Source organism: Citrobacter sp. C348 (assembly GCF_047467975.1).
Taxonomy (GTDB): domain Bacteria; phylum Pseudomonadota; class Gammaproteobacteria; order Enterobacterales; family Enterobacteriaceae; genus Citrobacter; species Citrobacter gillenii.
Window position 1 is genome coordinate 1 of the sequence record NZ_JASJUJ010000003.1, and the last position, 17,014, is coordinate 17,014.

The 17,014-nt window shown below is 51.6% G+C and carries 12 protein-coding genes and 2 tRNA genes; 4 read left to right on the top strand and 10 right to left on the bottom strand.

The annotated features are described in order from the left end of the window. The 4 genes from QNN86_RS06610 to QNN86_RS06625 form a co-directional block, all read right to left on the bottom strand. Positions 1-2,046, bottom strand: a 2,046-nt coding sequence (locus QNN86_RS06610) for an autotransporter-associated beta strand repeat-containing protein (protein WP_414210800.1), incomplete at its 3' end; no start/stop codon positions are given. Beyond that, entirely contained in the window at positions 2,025-2,777 is a 753-nt protein-coding gene (locus QNN86_RS06615) for a hypothetical protein (protein ID WP_414210801.1), read from the bottom strand. The genes QNN86_RS06615 and QNN86_RS06610, both read right to left, overlap by 22 nt. Before the next feature lie 495 nt (positions 2,778-3,272). After that, on the bottom strand, positions 3,273-3,554 hold the full coding sequence (locus QNN86_RS06620; protein ID WP_153880362.1) for a helix-turn-helix domain-containing protein: 282 nt from the start codon (positions 3,552-3,554) through the stop codon (positions 3,273-3,275). 174 nt (positions 3,555-3,728) lie between these two features. Beyond that, complete coding sequence (locus tag QNN86_RS06625) at positions 3,729-4,415, bottom strand: hypothetical protein (RefSeq protein WP_414210802.1); 687 nt, start codon at positions 4,413-4,415, stop codon at positions 3,729-3,731. 1,002 nt (positions 4,416-5,417) lie between these two features. Between QNN86_RS06625 and QNN86_RS06630 the strand changes: the two genes are divergently transcribed. Both QNN86_RS06630 and QNN86_RS06635 read left to right on the top strand, forming a co-directional pair. Further along, positions 5,418-5,494: transfer RNA gene (locus QNN86_RS06630), tRNA-Val, on the top strand. A 4-nt stretch (positions 5,495-5,498) separates the two neighbouring features. Continuing rightward, positions 5,499-5,575: transfer RNA gene (locus QNN86_RS06635), tRNA-Val, on the top strand. A 162-nt stretch (positions 5,576-5,737) separates the two neighbouring features. Here the strand turns inward: QNN86_RS06635 and QNN86_RS06640 are convergent. From QNN86_RS06640 to QNN86_RS06650, 3 genes are read right to left on the bottom strand one after another with little or no spacing between them, the layout of a single operon-like run. Next, positions 5,738-7,384: a hypothetical protein gene (locus QNN86_RS06640; RefSeq protein WP_414210803.1), complete on the bottom strand. Its 1,647-nt coding sequence runs from the start codon at positions 7,382-7,384 to the stop codon at positions 5,738-5,740. Next, positions 7,384-8,046: a ZirU family protein gene (locus QNN86_RS06645; RefSeq protein WP_228758158.1), complete on the bottom strand. Its 663-nt coding sequence runs from the start codon at positions 8,044-8,046 to the stop codon at positions 7,384-7,386. Before QNN86_RS06645 ends, QNN86_RS06640 begins: the two co-directional genes overlap by 1 nt. 53 nt (positions 8,047-8,099) lie before the next feature. Then, positions 8,100-11,984 (bottom strand): inverse autotransporter beta domain-containing protein, encoded by a 3,885-nt coding sequence (locus QNN86_RS06650; RefSeq protein WP_414210804.1) that lies wholly within the window; start codon positions 11,982-11,984, stop codon positions 8,100-8,102. A gap of 335 nt (positions 11,985-12,319) precedes the next feature. Between QNN86_RS06650 and QNN86_RS06655 the strand changes: the two genes are divergently transcribed. Beyond that, complete coding sequence (locus tag QNN86_RS06655; RefSeq protein WP_181619333.1) at positions 12,320-13,255, top strand: LysR family transcriptional regulator; 936 nt, start codon at positions 12,320-12,322, stop codon at positions 13,253-13,255. Positions 13,256-13,354: 99 nt separating this feature from the next. After that, positions 13,355-14,080, top strand: a complete 726-nt coding sequence (locus tag QNN86_RS06660) for a substrate-binding domain-containing protein (protein ID WP_414210805.1) — start codon at positions 13,355-13,357, stop codon at positions 14,078-14,080. On the opposite strand, the gene QNN86_RS06665 is transcribed toward QNN86_RS06660, so the two are convergent. The 3 genes from QNN86_RS06665 to QNN86_RS06675 are packed head-to-tail and all read right to left on the bottom strand — an operon-like array spanning position 14,064 to position 16,859. Further along, entirely contained in the window at positions 14,064-14,816 is a 753-nt protein-coding gene (locus QNN86_RS06665; protein WP_414210806.1) for an ABC transporter ATP-binding protein, read from the bottom strand. The genes QNN86_RS06660 and QNN86_RS06665 overlap by 17 nt on opposite strands. Next, a complete protein-coding gene (locus QNN86_RS06670; RefSeq protein ID WP_414210807.1) occupies positions 14,813-15,817 on the bottom strand; it encodes a FecCD family ABC transporter permease in 1,005 nt (334 codons plus the stop codon). The genes QNN86_RS06665 and QNN86_RS06670 overlap by 4 nt, the downstream gene beginning before the upstream one ends. Beyond that, a complete protein-coding gene (locus QNN86_RS06675) occupies positions 15,804-16,859 on the bottom strand; it encodes an ABC transporter substrate-binding protein (RefSeq protein WP_414210808.1) in 1,056 nt (351 codons plus the stop codon). Before QNN86_RS06675 ends, QNN86_RS06670 begins: the two co-directional genes overlap by 14 nt. Between the last annotated feature and the right edge of the window lie 155 nt (positions 16,860-17,014).

Below are 17,014 nucleotides of genomic sequence, written 5' to 3' on the forward strand. Positions count from 1 at the left end.
GTTGCCGGACAGCGTCAGGGTGCCATCGCCGGTTTTGGTCAGACTTCCTTGCGATGAACCATCAACAATATTACCGGCAAAGGCCGTGTTATCCGTTACCGCTGCATTGTTAACGGTCAGTGTTGCGCCATTAAGGCGCACGTCGCCAGCGGAACCTCCCAGACGATTTACCTGCTGGTTATTACCGTTCAGGTCGAACAGGCCGCCATTAATGTTCAGCTCACTGCTGCTGGCAATGCTGTCTACAGCGTCGGTACGCAAAGTACCGCCATTGAGTGTCGTGCTGCCGGTGTAGGTATTGAGGGCGGAGAGGACTAATAATCCGCTGCCAGCCTTCGTCAGACTTTTACCATCCCAGCCCGTCGCGAAACCGCCCGCAGGTACTGTCTGATCGGCCAGCACGGTGTCGACATCAAATGCAGTACTCTCATTTAACGTAAAATTACCGGTACCTTTCGCCTGTGAGCCTTCAGTCCATGCCAGGCGGAAGCCAAGGTTGTAATCCTTACCGTCTAAAGAGAGATGCCCATCGTGCAGCAAGTAGTCCAACCCGGACTCATCAAGTGGGTTGTTGACGAAGTCGCCTGTGATACCGTTCGTGGTATGGATGACTGTCCACGTGTTGTTGGCCACTTCGCTGGCCTTAACCGGCGTAGGGCTAGCAACAAATCCGTTGACGATAATCTGGCCATCAATGCTGGCCGTATCAGCCGTAATGACAGGTGCGTCTGGAGCTCGCAGTGTAGTATTCAGCACTGAGTTTGCTGCCTGGGTGAAGATACCCCCTACCGCCAGAGTGGAGTTATTCCGTCCGATATCAGTTGTGGCACCGGTCTGCGTGGTGTAATCCCCAGCCGTAGTGAACCCGTCTGCCTGCTCAAAGCGCAGCGTGCCTGCGGTGACTTTTGCATTGTCCACCGAACTGCCCGTACCGGATAACACGGTAGTGCCAGTGCCCTGTTGGGTCAGTGATCCGGTACCCGAGATCGTACCCGCAAGCGTTATTTGCGTTGGGTTATTAATGATCAGGGCTGCATTATCGAGAATACTCCCCACAATTGTGCCAGAAGTGGTGCCGTCACCGAGCTGCAGGGTCCCTGCACTGATGGTGGTGCCACCGGTATAAGTGTTATTGGCAGTCAGCACGGTGGTGCCAGCGCCGGTTTTGATTAACGAGCCTGCGCCCGCTGCACCATTGCTGATCACGCCAGCAACTGTGTATACACTGCCGCTAGTGACGTCAATGGTACCGCTGACACCATTCATAACGATATTGCGGTTCGCGGCTGTACTCGCCGTCACCTGCAGAGTACCGTTGTTGAACGTGTTACCTCCGGTGCTGCCAAATGTCAGAGTACCCGATTGTACGCCCAACGCGTCGTCGCTATTTATTCTCAGTATCCCTTGTGCGAGGGTCCACGGTGTCTTAGCCGAGGTCGTGCCGAGTAATGTCCAACTGCTAGTGCCTACTTTTTCGAAATGCCCGAAGCCAGCAAACTCCTGACCGGCATTGAGGCTGGCGGTATTGAAGGTGGATGGAGTCGCGCTGTTGCCACCCAACGCGAGGGTGTCATTCGTCGTTTGCCCCATGATCGCACCATCGATGACATAACCATTTTGCAACTCCAGGCGGTTAGTACCGCCGTTGAATTGAATCGCATTGGCTTGTACGCCGTTGGGAGTGCCGTTGATAAGCTTCCTGCCGCCTGCGATTCTACCCGATGTGATAATGTTAAGATCTGCACCGGTAATACCATTGCCACCAAGCCCAACCCCGTTTGCCCCTGAAATTGTGCCAGCATTAATAATAGTCAGATTGGCTCCGCCAATCCCAGAACCGCCACTACCGCCTGAACCACCCGAGCTGCCCGCGCCACCGGAGATCTGGCCCGCTGATTCGTTGGTTATCGTAACATGACTACCGTAGATCCCCAGTCCACCCCCGCCACCACCTGGACTCACCAGAGTGGGTCCAAAGCCACCCGCACCACCAGTGATGGAGCCAGAATTGGTTAATGTGGATGCTAATCCCGACAGGAATTCCACAGCGTTACCGCCCCCGCCGCCCCCGCCGCTTCGTCCACCGTTACCAGGAGCGCCACCAGCGCCGCCAGTAATGCTGCCGCTGTTGGTAAGGCTGTCAATGCCACTGGTAAAACGTATCGCGGCGTTGCCACCACCGCCACCACCGCCACCGCCAATATTATCGCCGGCCAGTCCACTACCGCCGCCGCCGCCACCGCCGCCGCCACCAGTACCGCCATTACCGCCATTACCGCCAGTGCCTGTATTACCCGAGCCCGTAGTCCCCGTGCCACCGAGACCGCCAAAAGCCCCCCCGAGACCGCCGCTGCTGCCGCCGCCACCGCCGCCACCGCCGCCGCCATTAGTCGCAGAACCTCCGTTGCCTCCACCTGTGCCACCTGTACCCCCCGTGCCACTTGCACTAGCAGAGCCAGCTGAGCCTGGAGAGCCTGCATTGGTGCCAGTTCCGCCACCGCCGCCGCCGCCGCCATTACCCCCAGCAGAAGTACCAGAAGACCCGTTAGATCCTGCCTCGCCGCTGTTACCAACCAACACCCCTGTATTGGTGATGGCGCCGGAGGATGGCGTAGTAGGGTTAGCACCAGCCGCACCACCGTTGCCGCCAGGGTCATTGTTAACTGGATTAGAGCCACCCACGCCGCCGCCACCGCCGCCGCCAGCGGCTCCTGAAGTGCCAGATTGACCATTCCCGCCAACAGTTCCACCGGAACCACCGACCTGGCCTGCAGCATCGACGCCACCATTACCACCAGTAGATAGAGCCCATGCTGGTGCCGGCAGCGTTGAGATCGCAAATAATACGGCTGCTGCAATGACAGTAAGGCGTGTTGCTGTCATATGCATCGCACCTCGGGTATTGAAGACCAACGGTAAATCGCCGCTTCTATAGGTACTATCGCTATAATTGTTGTGTGATATTACTTGTGTTTTCATCATGATAATATTTCTCGGTTGTATTAAACCACATGCTTGATTGATTTTGTAAAATGGCATTGCCTATTTTTATTATTTACCGCAAAGCAAAGCTCCGATGCGGTGATTATTCTTCCTTAGTTTCAGCATACATAAATCACACCAACACACTTCCCAAATGAAATGATAATTAGCTAATTCACGCCATCTGGAAAACATGTTGTTATTAATAAATAATCTCAAGTAAATTCTAGAGCGCCAATAGCAAGAATCTTATCATTCAATTACTTTGACGATTGCTGATACATATATCCTCATTCATTTTCTTTGCATAAAACAGAACTAAGCTGAAGTAAACATGACTTTAGTTCAGCCTTTAATAAAACAGCATCTTTAGTTGGCGTCAACCTCCGTCCCTCACGAATAAATAATGGTGCACCACAATATAATTGCGTGCGCTTGATGTTATGGCTAATGGTCGCCACCGAACACCCAAGCAATCGCGAGGCATTATATTGACTGCCTGTTTCCATCGTAACGATGAATGAAATAATTGATTTCAAATCAATGTCTTTTAGCCCATAAATTGATACCATATTTTATTTTAATCCATTATGATTATAGAGATTACCATTAACTTAACAGTGTCGCCCTTCACTCCTTATAAATATTAGCGCATTGAATTCGCCCAATATTCCTCACTACCGTACCGCAATCATATTTTACAGTTACATTACTGCCAACTTTCATGGCTAACACTTTATCTAACTTTAAGTAGTGACCGGTTTGCTTCGTAGTTTTAATAGTAATGATGCTCGTTGCGTGTATCGCACTTTAGTATTATAACAGGCTGACCAATATGAGAGGCTACGCGAGTCTAATATCACTCTGACACTCCTGTTATATCCAGTACCTAAATGCTCACTCAAAGGATTCGCAGCATCCCGTATCGAATAGGTCACCCCCTGTTTTATAAAATTAAATAGCTGCCTTATCAATTTTTTCGAAGGTAAGTCACTGTCACAGTCCACAACAGTTAACAACGATGATTTTTGTATTTGTAGTAGATAATGATTCATAATCGCATTCTGGCAAGTCAAATTATCCTGAGTTTTCCTCAACAATAAAACAGGCCTTTCAACGCCTGAAGCATCAGCTCGTAATCTCTCATATCGAAGAAAACTCACGACATCATCACCAAATAAAGAGGCTGATGACGTATTGATGATCACATAGCAAGACTCCTTGTCATCATTGCGGAAACTATCCCAACTCTTGTAATCTGTGAAGCATGAAAACGAATAAATTTCGCTTTCCTTATTGAAACAGGAAATAAAGGTCTCAATTGCCAGTCTGTCATAAACGCATTCATCAACAATCGCGATAACCTTAACCAACCCACATTTATGAGAGAAATCCTCCACCGCCATGCTCACCTTTATAGTTTCTTCAGTCATATCCGTCTCTGATGCTTTTACAGTATGAAACATTATTTTCAGATAGTAATACACAATTACATAAGAGTTCAATTTAGATAATGTTTGTCCGGCGGGAGGTATTACATAAAGAAAACTTATACTGTATATTCAGATTCAACGAAAAAAACCAGTAGACATAAAAACACAACCCACTGATTCGGAATAAATATATTCTATAAAACATTAATAAACAGTCATGTTTTTTAAATAGTTAAAATTATTTAAATAATTAAAACAGAAACACCTCTTAATTATTTCGCAGCTTGAAATCATTGCGATCTTTGAAATTATAAGTACATGCTAATGTTAACATGCGTACAGCCTTCACAGTAAATTGACATATATCAATTTAAATCTTATTTCATACGCAATGAACCGAACAATGATTAGGCATATTTAACAATTCACAAAATCATAAATGTTAGACTTCTCTAGTATATTAATTGCAATTGCGTGATGCGCATCACAATTATCTAGCGATTATTCCAAAGAGAATCCCTCTTTGAGCGGAGTTTAATCAATTTGTCGCAGGTGGCTGATAAATGCAGCCGGTGCAGCGTTAAGGTAACATAAAGGGCCTTAACATGTTTATGCGGAAAGATATTAATGAAATCAGCCAATTGATGGGATGTCTCGCCAATTCAGGCGGGTAAGATTTTTGACCTTCCCCCTGAAAACATTTGCCAATCCGGGCATGACCGAGTTACGGCATCTACAGCAGCGACAGGATGAAAATCTGCGGCTGAAGAAACTGTCTGGATAAGGAGATGCGATAAGAAGTGCTGAAACTAAAGTTCTGAGGCCAGTTCAGAAACTCCAGCGCACAGCCTGAGTAAAAAACACGCTGCAAAATCAACAAAATATAATCAACTTGCTTAATTACTCTGCAATCGGGTGAAAACATGCAGAAAAACACAATTTCCCTCTTGCCTCATTCGTTCTGTGCCGCTAATATTCGTCCCCGTTGTCACCTACAACGTTGCGTTCATAGCTCAGTTGGTTAGAGCACCACCTTGACATGGTGGGGGTCGTTGGTTCGAGTCCAATTGAACGCACCATTTTGCGTCCGTAGCTCAGTTGGTTAGAGCACCACCTTGACATGGTGGGGGTCGGTGGTTCGAGTCCACTCGGACGCACCAAATCAATTCCCGTTGATTTGGTGCTTACTTTCTCGTTTTCCCTCAATATTTTCATTTTCTCAAAAAATAATTTCACTGATTGCTATTCAGCCTTCAACAATTGGCTGTGGCTGCCTGCCATCCTCACCGTCCTACAGGCAACCATCCGTTTAGAAAAACGCCTTAATTCACATCTGCTATACAGACCACATGACTGCTTTTTCTGGTATTCGTCACTATCCCGTTACTCATATTCAACGTATTTTTACTGCCCAGTTCATCTATCCAGTACGACGCGTTGACCCAGCTGCCGCCAAAGTTGTACAACGGCCCCCATTCGCTCCACCAGCGTCCGGTTGATGCCGCTCGCTCGCCGTTGCGGGTCGATTCTTCTGCGGTCGGTCGGCGATAGCCATCATCTTGTTTACCGCACCAGTCATTATTAAACCCTGTTGGATTGCCGTCAGTAATTAGCCACTTCGTGACCGTAAAGGTATAAGCATAAGATCCACCATCATTTTTCGACCGTAGGGTAATGGTGGCGGTTTTCTCCGCCCCCTCAGGCCGACGGTTAAACGTCACCACGCCCTTCTCATCCACGCTCAACCACGACCGATTATCGCTCCAGCTGTAATCGCGGTTGCTGGCAGCATTGCCATTCATACGCAACTGAAAGCTGGCGCCGACCAATCCACTGTGAGGAAATCCGCTCTGAGTATCAAACGTGGCGCCATTGACGTGAATCGTCGTTGCTCCGGGAACGACGCTGACGCCACCTGCTGCGACGCGTTCACTGACCGTACTGACCATTGTCCCCGTTACCGTGTCATAGCTTGCCGGCGTGGCTTCCACCACCAGATAGCGATTTACATCCTCCGCAACGGGGGTATAGCTTTTTTCAACCGCCCCACGAATTGCCGTTTTTCCGGCTGTACCTGCGGCATTATCCGCACGAAACCACTGAAAACGTGACCGGTCGGGAATCGTTGCGTTCCCCTGATAGAGATAGTAAAGCGTGATTTCATCCCCCTCACGTGGCGCCGGTATCGCTAAATTGACGATCGCCGGGAGCGTGTCCGGCGTACCGGTTTGCGCGCACACCACGGTCTGTCTGCTGGCGTTTGCCACCGCGCGACTCCGCCCATCGGTAAACGCGTTAATCACCGTATGGTGCGTATCATTGAGCGCGCGTGTCGTCCAGATAGCGTTACGTCCAGCAATGCCATAGGTATGTTGTAAATCGCCTTTAGAATCTTGCCCCACGCGGTTTGCCCGAGTGTAGGTCACAAACATATCCTGCAGATCGCCCTCGTCGGGTAAACGCATGCTGTTATTCGCACAGTGCATATACGCATCCCCCCAGCGCAGCGCTGGCGAAGCATAATTAAACGCAGCCGCCAGATCTGTTCGCGCGGGCAGCACCGGCGCGTTCGCGTTTGGGCTGATAAAAGGCGCTTCCGGTCGGTCGGGATCGGAAGGTTCAATCTCAACCGGCAACACCTCGACCGTCAGGTAGCGTTTATTCTGCGCGGGACCGGGAGTGAAAAGCCGCTGATTCGCCCCGGAGATGACCCGTTCGTCGGCCAACCAGCGAAACAGGGTCTCTGAGGTACTTTCCTGCAAACCATCGGGATCGTGAAATTGATACGCAATCTCCAGCGCATCTCCCTGAGCCGGATTTAACCCCGGCGCAGAGGTGTTGATCACTTGCAGTTGACCGGCAACGGGCAGGCGTCCTTTTACCGTCCCGGTCTGTGCTGTCACCGCCAGGGCTTCAGTGGCGACAAAAACAACCAATATGCCCGCGGCGCTGCGCACAATGGGTGGCATTAATTCACCTCGATCTGGATCTTACGTTTCTGATCCCCGGCAACCGGTTTGTAAGTCTTACCGTTCGCACCTGGAATATTTTGGTATACGCCAGAACCAATCGCGGTCTCAATCTTCCACTGATAGGTGCCAGCATCACCGGTGCTGCCGTCAGCCAGTTGTACGACAGCGCTAAGTTCAGTATCAACCTGCGGGAAGCCATTCACTGCGCCATCGATTTGTACGGCGATCGGCGTCGATGCAGAAGCCGCCGACAGCTCATTTGACGCAACGGCGATACCGGTATCCGGATCGGTTATCGTCGGATCAGTATGCGGCGTAACCAGCACGGTTATCTTTTTGCCTAAATCACTCGCCGTCACGGTGTAGGTATCACTGGTGGCCCCCGAAATATCTGCCCCATCGGCCTGCCACTGATAGGTTCTTTGCGATTCAGCATCCCCGTCCGGATCGCTGAACGCACCCTGCTGGCTGATGGAAATCACATCGCCAATGTCGAAGACGCCGTTGCTGTTGGTATCGGCAGAAACAATCGTGCTCTGGGTGATAACCGGCACGCGCCCTTTTACGGTATCGGTTGGATCGGACAAGACGGCCAGGGCTGGGAATGACAGTATTAACATCGCGCTGCTGGCGGTTAAGGTAAAGTTTTTGCGTTTCATTTGCGTACTCAATAATAAAAAAGAATTAAGGCGTCAGCCGGGAAAATATGGTTTCAGGGTGATTCTTGTGTTTCCACGCGCAAAGCACGTTTTTGCCATTCGCCAGACACAACATAGATATGGCCCGTCGCCTGTGGAATCGCGGTGAACTGGTTACTGCCTGCAGCGGTTTCCCCCTGCCACTGAAAATGTTCTGGCTGCTCTTCGCAGACAATCTCACCGCACATGACGACAGCGGATAAGCGGTCGCCCACCTGCGGATGGGTGGTCAGCACTTGCCCATTGCGCAGCACTTTCACCGATGATGCAAAGGGCGCAAAATTAACCGACACGTGCTCGCCGCGACGATTAATCAGCGCCACAACCTCGCTGCGCCCCGTAGTCGTACTCGTCAGGGTCGCGGTTATCACACCGTTCGCATCGGTCACACCCTGTGCAGAAGCTCGTGCGCCGTGGCTGGCCCTAAATTTCACCTGTTGCCCCGCCACAGGATTACCAAACGCATCCCTGACGGTCGCGCTGACTTTATTTTCAGCCGTACCGTTAGCTAAGGCGTTATCCGCGATGATGCGCAGGTCGCCAGGGAAGATGGTGGCGCTACCTTCATCAGGTAAAAAAGTGAGTTCAACCTGCTGAACATGCCCGTTTAACATCACCGACACCACGGATTTTCCGGCGATACGGTTAGTCACCATGGCCATTGCTTCACCTTCGCTATTGGTCATCACCGAGGTGGGTACTGCTGCTCCGTTAGTCGCCACGAATCGCACCGCCTGCGCGCTGGCCGGACGCCCATCCGCATGGTGTATTGTGACTTTCACCTGATTTGCCGATCTGCCATTGGCCGGCGCATTGTTTGTGACCACCTGGGTGACGCCCTGCCCGGCTTCCCCCACTTTTGGCGTGAGCGTGACGCTCACCGGAGTAACCGCAAAGTGATGGTCATTCACATTGACAGAAATCTCGGCAACCCCCGCCGTTACGCCAGATAACGACACTTTATACAGGCCGTTATGGTTATCCTTAGCCTGACTGATGGTCGCGCCCTCAAGAGGAGTGGTGAAGGTCACTTTTTGCCCGGCAACCGGGTTGCCCTGCTGATCCCTTAATAAAAAGTGAATAAATGATTCAGCATTGCCATTCGCTTCAATACGTTCAGGGACAACGTTCAGTCGGGATTTCGCCGGATCCAGGCTGTCATCATCAACGGCAAAACTCGTTGCAACTTCCTCTGTGCTGCCGTTCAGCTCAACAATGACCGTAACCTCACCCGCGACCCGACTGGTCAACGACACCGTGACCTCGCCGTTCGCATCGGTGGTGGCAGCCGGTGGAATATCCGCATGATTGTTCGCATACAGTCGTACGGTTTCACCCGCTGCAGGCGTCCCATCCGCGTTAAAGGTGGTGATTTTAATGACATTCTCATCTACACCATCCGCTAGCGCATGATCGTCAAGCACCACCACCGCCTCAAGACTGACCGAATTGTCATCACGTACCAGCTTGACCACCGTCGGCTCGATGGTGGTCAAAAAGCCGTTAACGTGTGTCCTTATTTTTGCGTTTCCGGTTGCAGTGCCCGTCAATGTGGCGGTATACGTACCATCTTCCCGGTTAGTGATGTTGCTTATCGTCGTTCCGGCGAGGCTACTGGTAAATCGGACGTTTTTTTCTGTCAGTGGGTTTCCGCTGCTGTCGGTTAACTGCAGCACCAGAGTCGATTCCGCATTACCATTGGCAGATATTCTGCCCGGTGTCGCATTCAAAGAAGATTGCTGCGGGTCGACCGGGTTACCGGTGGAGATGAGGGTGACCGGACGGCGCAAGGTCTTCGCCACGACATTTCCCTGCATAACCTGCACCACGCCTTTCCCGGCATGAATACCACTCAACTTCGCGCGATAGATACCCGGCGCGACTTCACGCACTGCACTGGAGGTGGTATTGGGCACACCGGTCACCTGAAACGACACGTTCTCCAGCCCGGTCACCGGTTCACCCTCGCTGTTACTGGCTTTGTAGGTCATGTCAGCAACATCTTCGCCATCGGCCCGAATCACCGCCGGGTTCACCAGCAACGCAGAATGCATTTCATCGACACCTGAATTTGCCTGGCTATACAATACTTTTACGCTCTGGCTCAGTTCATGTACCCTGGCCGTCGCCGTTGCCTGACCTGCAACGTGAGATACCACGCTGTACATCGCACGCCCAGCCGCATCACTCATCACATCCTCAGCGGTGATACTGCCGTCGGCGAATGTCATTCCCATGGTGATATTTTTTCCGCTAACCGGTTTGCCATCATCATCAACCAGGGTTGCGGTCACAGTGACCGGCGTTTTACCATCAGCGGGCGCGCCGTTACCGGTGACCTGTAACGCATCGCCAAAAGCCAGATTTACCGGCAGAACCTCAATCAGCAAAGTCTGGGCATTGCTGGTATTCCCTTCGGTATCTTCTGCCATCGCAACGACGCGATACTGATTTGCCGTCCCGTCTGAGGATGGCGAGCGTTGGTAAGGAGGCAGCGTCAGCGAAAACATATTCCCGCTCAGCTCGCGAAACTCTCCGCCAGCCGCCAGAAACGCCGCGTTATCCCAGGTGACCTGCGCCAGCGGGTATTCACTCATGACATCGGTCGAAATCGTATGCACCGTATATTCAGCGTCCTGAATCGCCTCTTCAGAAAGCGTCAACTGCACAAGATCCTGTGCCTGATATTCCAGAGTGATGACATTATTACGATCAACCAGGCTGTAGCGGCTACCTTCCAGCTCGCGCAGAGAGGCCACTTCATCAGGCGAAAGTTGAGACTCCAGGGTTTCACCCGGTCGCCACGCCAGCTCCATCTGCACGCTGGTGTCACGTTCATCCCCCTTTTCCATACTCTGCTCAATACCCAGCGTCATCAGTGGGAACGGCGTCCAGGTGATGCCGGTCGTGAAAGCCCAGGCATTTTTCTCACGTTCATCTTCGCCAGACAGCCCAACCTCATCGCCAAAATACTGCTCATAGATAAACTTGCCGCCAAGGTGCGGATAATCAGGCAGCCAACCTTGCACTCTGACATCAAAACCGTTCGCCGGGCGTTCATCATAATTTTCCACATCTTTCGAGGCCTTCCAGTCAGACAGTCTGAAATACCCGTTGGTAGCAAGTTGAAAATAGTCGCGCCACAGCTCAGCCCCAACGCCAAGGCGACGATGATCGCCACTCAAATCGGCGTCATAAAAGGTGTTAAATCCCAGCATCCAGTCATGGCTAAAATGACGCACGCCCACACCGACGTTCAGCGTATTGCGGTCGTCCTGATTCTGATAACCCAGTTGGGTGAATAAAACGTTCGTCTGTGTTTCATATACCGGCACGAGCCAGTCTATGCTGCTGTCATCAAGGGAAAACTGTTCACCGACATTCAACTGCGCCCGTACCGTGCCAAACTGCCCTAACCAGCCAGTGACCGTTTCGTTCGCTTTACTGTTAATTTCAGAACGGACCAGACCGCTGGCCGCTTGTGCCGCATCGCCGTTTTCCAGAATATTCGCCAGGCCCGAAGCACCGCTGGCAAGGCGTTTAACCCCGGCGTCGCTTTCCTGTTCCTGGTATAGCTTGTTACTCGCGCCTGCCGCCTTATTCCCACCGGAGGCCGGGGCCGGAATATCAAGCTCATCACCCTGACCTAATTGTTCAAACGGTTTGTTAAATGTTCTGAATTGGTTGAAATAGCGCAGTTGGGTGGCCGTCAGACCTAAGCGTTCGGCAACGGAATCCGTTGTTTCTTCGGCCTGTAGTACATATACGACAGAAGGTCGTGCAAGTAATTCGCTTTGCCATTGCGACGATTGAGGTTTGCTTGTTATTGTTGCCAGTACCGGCGTCGTGATGATCGACAGGTGTACAATCAGGCAAAGCCATGCAGTTCTTTCGATCATAATAAGTACGCGAATTTTTATAGAGGGTTCGGGGTTTAATTTGTAATACAAGTTAATTAAACGTTATTCATTCGGTAAAATTTGCTTAAGTATTAACTCGTTACCCCTGAATTCTGACAGTGTCCCTAAATTTGCGCGGTATTCTAGTCAGATTCATCTCATGCGTCTTGCAAACAATGCGCATAACATTATGCGTAATAGATATAATGCGTTATCGTTTCTGCTACAGTAGTATCAGCAGTTGTTTTCTACCGCACCATTGAATTGTATAAATTGATATAATCTGCGTAATAATACATCGCAGATAACCTTCACAAGACATATCTGAGGTCTCAGTGGTCCAGAAAATTAGCTTTAACGATAATGAACTCCGTATCCTTTATGAACTTTCGTGTACCCGTAGTTTGAGTCTGGCTGCGGAAACACTGAAAATTGCGCAACCTAATATCAGTAGAACCTTGCAACAGCTGGAGGACCGTTTTGGATTCTCCGTGTTCGACCGCTCCTGTCGGCCGATCAAATTGACCCGTTTCGGTGAAGAGCTTCTCCCCTACGTCAAAAAACACATGAAGTCATGTGAAGATATCCAGACGTTTACAATGGCCTATAAGCTGGCGTCTGATGGGTTTGTCAGAATCCATGCCCCTACCGGTCAGCTGTTATTTATCTCCAAGTACGTCATTCCTGGGTTGAAAGCGCAGCATCCGGAAATTAAGTTAATGCTGACCACCAGTAACCTCAGCAACGCTGAATTTACCCTTGGCGTCCCATTTAGTGATGACTGCGATATCCTGTTTACACATTCATTACCCGACAATGATGAACTTATTGCGCGAAATATTGCATCGATTCCGGCCAATATATATGGCACCCGCGACATGATTGCGAGATATCCGATCCACACCATTGAAGATTATGGGAACAGTCCCTGTATACTTTTTTTCTCGCATATGGAAGACAATCATAACATCTGGTATATAAACGACGACTCACATAAAGAAATAAGAAAGATAATCATTAACGGTGATTTTGCCTGCGATAACTCTTATGCCGCAGTCGAACTTGCCAAAGCGGGACTTGGTTATTTATTTATGCCTGAGTTGATCATTAAAGAAACAGATATCGATGGTCTGCTCCCTACGCTCCCTGATAACTTCTCCACCCAGCTGGATTTGTTTGTGATTTACAGTAAAAAAACACAGCAGCCTTTCCGGGTACAGCTAATCATTAATTCAATTGTTAATATCTTAAAAGAATTATTACCCAGGTAATTATTGTCATTTGCATTGAATAGCCGCTCAGATACAATAATACAACGTTTTAGACGTCCGTCATTCATTTCGGACCTTGAATTCAGGACTCTCTACATTATGTCATGCCCCGTGACGCTCTTCGCTGCCGGCAGTTTACGACTGGCCTTTACCCCACTGATAAACCAGTTCACAAAAGAAAGCGGAATAGAGGTTTGTGTTGAATACGGCCCGGCCGGATTATTACGCGAACGTATAGAAGCCGGTGAACCTTGCGCCTTATTTGCCTCAGCTAATCCGGCGCATACGCAGCTGCTGCTGGCCAGCGGTCAGGCGGTATCCACGCAGACATTTTGCTGGAACCAACTCAGTCTCACCACCCGCAAAACCGGTGAATGGCTGGAGTTATTGCGCGATCCAACCCTGCGTATTGGCACCTCAACCCCCGGCTGTGACCCTTCCGGGGATTATACCTGGGCATTATTCGATAGCCTCGATGTGCTCGAACCCGGCCTTGGACAGCGCCTGCGCGAACGCGCTATTCCCCTGGTGGGCGGGCGCGACACGCTCAGCGTACCAAAAGGTGAACTGGCCAGCGCATGGATTATTCGCCAGGGCATGGCGGATCTGTTTATTGGCTACGCGCACTATGCAACAGCACTTGCCGGGCAGCCCGATATTCGCTGCGTGTCGATCCCCTCTGAATATAACGTTCGCTGCGAATATCAGCTGGCGGTGCGCGATGCGTCAAAAAACGTCCAGGCGTTGGTTAATTATATTCTTGCCCGCGGCGGACAAGAATACTTAACCGCCGCCGGTTTTGAACCGCTTAACGCCGAATGGTAAACAACGGCGCGATAAACGGCGTCTGGTAATGCTCCACGTTGAATTTTCTCAGCGGTAAACCATACGCCTGGAATAAATTATCTTCCGTCACAATCTCCTGCGTTGGCCCCGCCAGCCATCTCCCCTGCGGCAACAACAGCAGCGTATGACTGGCTATCTGTAGTGCATGCTGCGGATCGTGCGTTGTAAAGAGAATGCTGCAGCCCTGGCGATACGCCAGATCGCTGATCAGCTGCAGCACCACCTGCTGGTTGGCTAAATCCAGCGCAGAGCAAGGTTCATCAAGCAGCAGCGTCTGACAATCCGTGACCAGCGCCCGGGCGATCATCACCAGCTGTTGCTGACCGCCGGAAAGCGAACGAAAGGTACAGGACGCCAGGTGCGCAATGTTCAGCTGTTCCAGCGCCTGCGCTGCCCGTTTTTGATCCTGCTGGCCGGGTTGCGCAAACAGCTTCACGTGCTGCGCGCGCCCCATCAGCACGACGTCGCTAACGCTGTAGGGAAACGGCAGATGCGTATGTTGCGCCACAATTCCTATCCCCCCGGCGCTGTCTATGCTCCCACCCAGCGACGGCAGCGTACCGGTCAGCGTATCCAGCAGTGTGCTCTTCCCCAAACCATTACGCCCGAGCACGGCCCAGATATCGCCTTTCTCACAACAGAACGTGATCGGCGCAAACAGCGGTGTCTGGTAGCCATACTCCAGCTGATTGACGTTAAGTGCGGCAGTTATCATCGTTTCCCCCGACGGCTGGACTGAATAAGCAGAAAGGCAAACAACGGCGCACCGAGCAATGCGGTGATGATCCCCAGCGGGATTTCAGCATGCAGCAATGTACGCGCGATATCATCAACTGCAATCATAAAACCGCCGCCCAGCCAGAAAGCACAGGGCAGCAACCGACGGTGATCAACGCCCACCAACAGGCGCGCCAGATGTGGGATCACCAGCCCCACCCAGGCAATACTGCCGCTGACAGAGACCTGCGCCGCAACCAGCAATGCGCAGCACAGCAACACGCCACGCTTTAAAGGAACCACCGCCACTCCGAGCGCTTTGGCGTCTTTATCGTTGAGCGATAACAGGTTGATTCGCCAGCGCAGCTGGTACAGCACCGTCGCCGCGATGCCGACCGGCACCGCCAGCAGCCACACTTTATGCCAGTTGGCGGTCGCAAAACTGCCCAGCAGCCAGAATACGATGCTGGGCAACGTCTCTTCGGTATCGGCCTGATATTGAATCAGACTCACCAGCGCGGCAAAAAAACCGCTTAAAATAATGCCCGACAGGATCAGCACCAGCGTGTTTTCCAGCCCCTGTAGCGCGGCAATGGCATACACCAAAATTAATGCCGCCAGACCAAAGAAAAACGTCGACCCCATCATCAGGAACGGATCCAGCCCAAGCAAAATCGCCAGCGTACCGCCAAATGCTGAGCCAGAGGTCACCCCAATAATATGCGGGTCCACCAGCGGATTATGAAACACCCCTTGCAGCGTCGCCCCGCATAATCCCAGTGCGCCACCCGCCAGCAGCGCCATCAAAATACGCGGGAGCCTGACGGTCCAGACAATCTGGTGCGCCATCCCCTGGGTGTCGGCATAATGGCTCAACTGATAAAACACATCACGCAGCGACAGCGGATATTGCCCCACGCACAGGGAGCCAACACCTAACAGCAATACCCCAGCAATCAGTATCGATTGCAGGGGGAACGCGCGATTACTTAGCAGCATCAGGTTGCCAGTTCACGCGATAAAAACGTGAGTAGTAATCCTGAGCCTGCGCGTCAACATCGACATGTTTATAGGCATCCGGATAGAGTTTTTTTGCCATCCATAGTTCACCCAGCGCCAGCGCTTCCGGCATCGGATACCCCCAGGCTTTGGCATATTCCGGCATCAGCCAGACGCGATGATTTTTGACCGCGTCGATGCCCTGCCAGTTGGGATCGTTAAGAATTTCCGTCACCACCTGCGGATAGCGGTCCTGAACAAAAATCACCTGCGGATCCCACGCTAACACCTGCTCCAGCGAAACCTGTCGTGCGCCTTTGACGCTCGCCGCCGCCACGTTGAGCCCACCGGCATGCTGCATCATCAAGCCCGTATACTTCCCGGAGCCATAGGTCATGAGATCGGGGTTGGCCATATAGATACGGACTTTTTGCGCCTGTGGGATCGCCGCCACCGGCGCATTAAATTTCGCTCGGGCCGCAAAGACGTAGTCGATCAGCGTTTCTGCCTGCGGTTTACGCCCCACCACGTCGGCAATCAGGCGGATCCCCTGCTTTAGCCCTTCGTTGTAGGCCTGCTCTTCATCAGCCATCACCGGGTTCATTTTGTTCTGCTCCCCGGCAGCATCCTGACGCAATGAAATAGCCACTACCGGAATACCGGCATTCTGAATCTGCTGGATCATCTCGGCAGGCGCATAGTTGGCAACAAACACCACCTGTGGATGAATAGCCAGCAAGCTTTCGATGTTCACGCTAGTGAGGTCACCCGGCGTCGGCAGGGTGGATATGGTCGGCATAAAGCGCGCGAATTCAGGCCCGAGCTGTTTTTTCCAGCTCGACATCACGCCAACAATATCCTGCGCGGCATCGAGTTGAACCAGAATATTCAGCGTCTGGTGTTGCAACACCACCACCTTACTGACGCTATCGGGAAGAGTGACCTGACGGCCAAGCTGATCGGTGATAGTCCGGTCTGCCTGCGCCGAAAACGCAAGGAACATGCTGGCACATACCAGCACAAAAGAACGAAGAGTTAACATAGATACCATCTGGACAGGAGGAAAAAATCGATGTGTATTAAATTATATAACGAAGTGGCTGGCAACCCATTCTCGACATGCACTGCGCCATTCCCCCGTTTCACCGTGGCAAAAAAGGGGTGCACGCCTGTCTCTGCCACGCTGTCGCGGGAGCG

Bases quoted from the DNA above. Each gene is read 5' to 3' on its own strand.
- QNN86_RS06615 (WP_414210801.1), bottom strand. From the start codon at position 2,777: ATGCTGCAGGCCAGGTCGGTGGTTCCGGTGGAACTGTTGGCGGGAATG.
- QNN86_RS06620 (WP_153880362.1), bottom strand. From the start codon at position 3,554: ATGGTATCAATTTATGGGCTAAAAGACATTGATTTGAAATCAATTATT.
- QNN86_RS06625 (WP_414210802.1), bottom strand. From the start codon at position 4,415: ATGACTGAAGAAACTATAAAGGTGAGCATGGCGGTGGAGGATTTCTCT.
- QNN86_RS06640 (WP_414210803.1), bottom strand. From the start codon at position 7,384: ATGCCACCCATTGTGCGCAGCGCCGCGGGCATATTGGTTGTTTTTGTC.
- QNN86_RS06645 (WP_228758158.1), bottom strand. From the start codon at position 8,046: ATGAAACGCAAAAACTTTACCTTAACCGCCAGCAGCGCGATGTTAATA.
- QNN86_RS06650 (WP_414210804.1), bottom strand. From the start codon at position 11,984: ATGATCGAAAGAACTGCATGGCTTTGCCTGATTGTACACCTGTCGATC.
- QNN86_RS06660 (WP_414210805.1), top strand. From the start codon at position 13,355: ATGTCATGCCCCGTGACGCTCTTCGCTGCCGGCAGTTTACGACTGGCC.
- QNN86_RS06665 (WP_414210806.1), bottom strand. From the start codon at position 14,816: ATGATAACTGCCGCACTTAACGTCAATCAGCTGGAGTATGGCTACCAG.
- QNN86_RS06670 (WP_414210807.1), bottom strand. From the start codon at position 15,817: ATGCTGCTAAGTAATCGCGCGTTCCCCCTGCAATCGATACTGATTGCT.
- QNN86_RS06675 (WP_414210808.1), bottom strand. From the start codon at position 16,859: ATGTTAACTCTTCGTTCTTTTGTGCTGGTATGTGCCAGCATGTTCCTT.